Genomic DNA, 2791 nt, shown 5'->3' on the forward strand with positions numbered 1-2791 from the left:
GCGGCCGGGATGCCGGCGCGCACCGAACGGACGATCACCGACCCGGCGCGGCTGGCCGCCGAGCTGGAGCGGGTGCGGCTCTACCGGCAAGCAAATCAGGGACGAGCATCTGCACACCGAGACCTGCCGGAGTTCTGACCAGCGGAACCTGGCGCCCTCATCGCGACGAGGGGCTCCTCCTGAGGGGCAGGTCGCGAGTCCGTACGCAAAGGACCGCTCCTGGACGTGAATCGTCCAAGATTGAAAGCATCCATGCATACCGTGAGCACGAACGGGTTGGCGGCCGGCGAGCGGTTCGCCTTCTGGCATGAGGTCAGTTCCCGGACCTGGGTTCCCTACGAGCTCAGCTGCGACCCGGACCTGGAGACGAGTTTCCAAGCCCGTATGGATATCTGGGACTTGGGCTCTCTCCAGGTCGCGCTGATGACGACGACGCCCTACGTGATACGACGGACGGCGAAGCTCATCCGCCAGGACGACCCCGGGCTGTGCAAACTCGGAATCGCCGTGGACGGTGCGGGGAACGCCACGCAGAACGGCCGGGAGACGGCTTTCGGCGTCGGCGACCTGGTTCTCTACGACACCTCGCGGCCGTATTCGGCGACACTCTCCACGGACTCCCCCGTCGCCCGTCTGCTGGTGCTGCGATTCTCGCGCGACCTGCTGCCGCTGCCGGCCCGGGACCTCGACCGCCTGACCGCCGTGCGGATTCCCGGCTCCCAGGGGGTCGGGGCTCTCACCTCCGCCTTCCTCCTCCAACTCGCCCGGCACATCGGCGAGTACAGCCCCACTGACCTGGCAAGGTTGTCCACCCTCGCGCTGGAGGCTCTGACCGCCGCCCTCGCCCACGAGTTGGAGGCCGGAGACGCGGTGCCGCTGCACACCCGCCAGCGGGCGCTCCTGGCCCAGATTCACACCTTCATCCAGCAGAACCTCAGCGATCCGGACCTGTCGCCTGCCTCGATCGCCGCCGCCCATCACATCTCCCTGCGCCACCTCCACAACCTGTTCAACGAGCAGGGCCGCACGGTCGCCGGTTGGATCCGCGAACGCCGTCTGGAACACTGCCGCCGCGACCTGGCCGAACCGCTGCTCGCCACCCGTCGGATCAGCGAGATCGCGGCGCGGTGGGGGTTCTCCAGGCCGCAACACTTCACCCAGGCGTTCCGCGACGCGTACGGCTTGTCTCCGCGCCAATACAGGGAGGAGCAGTATTGGCGCGCACGTAAGTAGGGCTACGCGCCTTCGACAGAGGTCAGACTCAGCCTCCGAAAAGACGGCCCTGGCGGTCCACGCCCGCCACCCACGGTCTTCCCGGCCTGCGCAAGCTTCGTCGGGAGATGGACGGGGCCGCTGCGCGGATACTCGGGGCCAACCTCTGATCACCGGGGTTCGGCGCCGCCCGCAACTCCGGTGGGCCGGGCCGGATGATGTTCACCAGGGAATTTGGCTCGCATACAGTGCCTCAGTTCTTGGTTTGTGAAATTTCATGCTGCTTTGAATGTATTGACACGTTCAAGTCCGGCAAGGTGCACTTCGGGGCAGCTCATCCCGTATGAGCGACTCGTCCCCAATCCCCCCAGCGGCAAGGGCGTCTCAGGCCGCTCCCACGTGAGGCTTCGGACGCCCTGTGCCGTCGGGTCCGTGGAAGGAGCACCCCTGTGAGACACCAGACCGCGATCGGGGCGGCGGCGCTGGCGGCCGGCCTCGCCGTGGCGATGTCCGTCCCCGCCACAGGAGCGACCGCCCGCACCACCCCGGCCAAGCCGAACCCCCGCACGCTCGCGGCGGTCTCGGCCGACACCTTCGTGGCCGCCAAGCCTGCGGAGGTCAAGAAGGCCCCGAAGGACAAGATCTTCCGTACGAACGTCACCTCGGGCCTGCGCGGCCTCCAGTACGTGGAGTACCAGCGCACCTACGACGGCCTGCCCGTCTACGGCGGCGACATCGTCGTCACGACGAACGCCGACGGCGGTGTGCTGAGCACCTCGGTCAACCAGACCGCGACGCTCGACGTCGGCGTCAAGGCGACGATCAAGGCCTCGCAGGCCGCCGCGGTGTCGCGTGCCAAGGTCGCGAAGGTCGACACGGTCTCCACCCCCCGCCTCACCGTGCTGGCGGAGGGCAAGGGACGCCTGGTCTACGAAACGGTCGTCACCGGTCGCCAGAAGAAGGGCGAGACGAAACTGCACGTGTTCGTCGACGCCAAGACCGGCAAGGTCGTCGGGACGTTCGATGACGTCCGCGACGCCGCCGATGACAGAAGCTTCTACCACGGCACGGTGGACCTGAGCACCGCGGCGACGTCAATGACCGACCCATCGCGTCCCGGCCACCAGTGCGGCGGCCAGGGCGGCTCGGCCTACACCGGCACCGACAGCGCCTGGGGCAACGGCAGCGGGACGAACCTGGAGACCGGCTGCGTGGACGTGTTGTACGCGGTCCAGAAGGAATGGGACATGCTCAAGGCATGGCTCGGCCGCAACGGGACCAACGGCAACGGCCGCGGCTTCCCCTCGCGCGTGGGTCTGAACGACGTCAACGCCTACTGGAACGGCAGCTACACCAACTTCGGACACAACCAGTCGAACACCAAGCTGGCCACCTCCGTCGACGTCGTCGGCCACGAGAACGGGCACGCGATCTTCCAGACCACGCCCGGCGGCGCCAGCGGCGGCAGCGGCAACGAGAAGGGCGGCATGAACGAGTCGGCCGGCGACATCTTCGGCGCGCTGACCGAGCACTACATGAACGAGCCCTCCACCTACGACCCGCCGGACTACCTGGTCGG

General features: G+C 67.8%; 2 protein-coding genes. Both read left to right on the plus strand.

Annotated features, from left to right (window positions below; genetic code table 11):
• Nucleotides 1–252: 252 nt before the first annotated feature.
• Nucleotides 253–1233 carry a helix-turn-helix domain-containing protein gene (locus AB0C69_RS40800; RefSeq protein ID WP_360361944.1) on the plus strand — a complete coding sequence of 327 codons (981 nt, stop codon included), beginning with the start codon at nt 253–255 and terminating at the stop codon, nt 1231–1233.
• A gap of 428 nt (nt 1234–1661) precedes the next feature.
• The coding region (locus tag AB0C69_RS40805) for a PepSY domain-containing protein (RefSeq protein WP_360361947.1) at nt 1662–2791 on the plus strand (1130 nt) is incomplete at its 3' end.

The sequence above is a fragment of the Actinomadura sp. NPDC048032 genome, from assembly GCF_040653175.1.
GTDB classification, from domain to species: domain Bacteria; phylum Actinomycetota; class Actinomycetes; order Streptosporangiales; family Streptosporangiaceae; genus Spirillospora; species Spirillospora verrucosospora.

Excerpts from the sequence above, each read along its gene's own strand:
- AB0C69_RS40800 (WP_360361944.1), top strand. The coding sequence starts at position 253 with ATGCATACCGTGAGCACGAACGGGTTGGCGGCCGGCGAGCGGTTCGCC.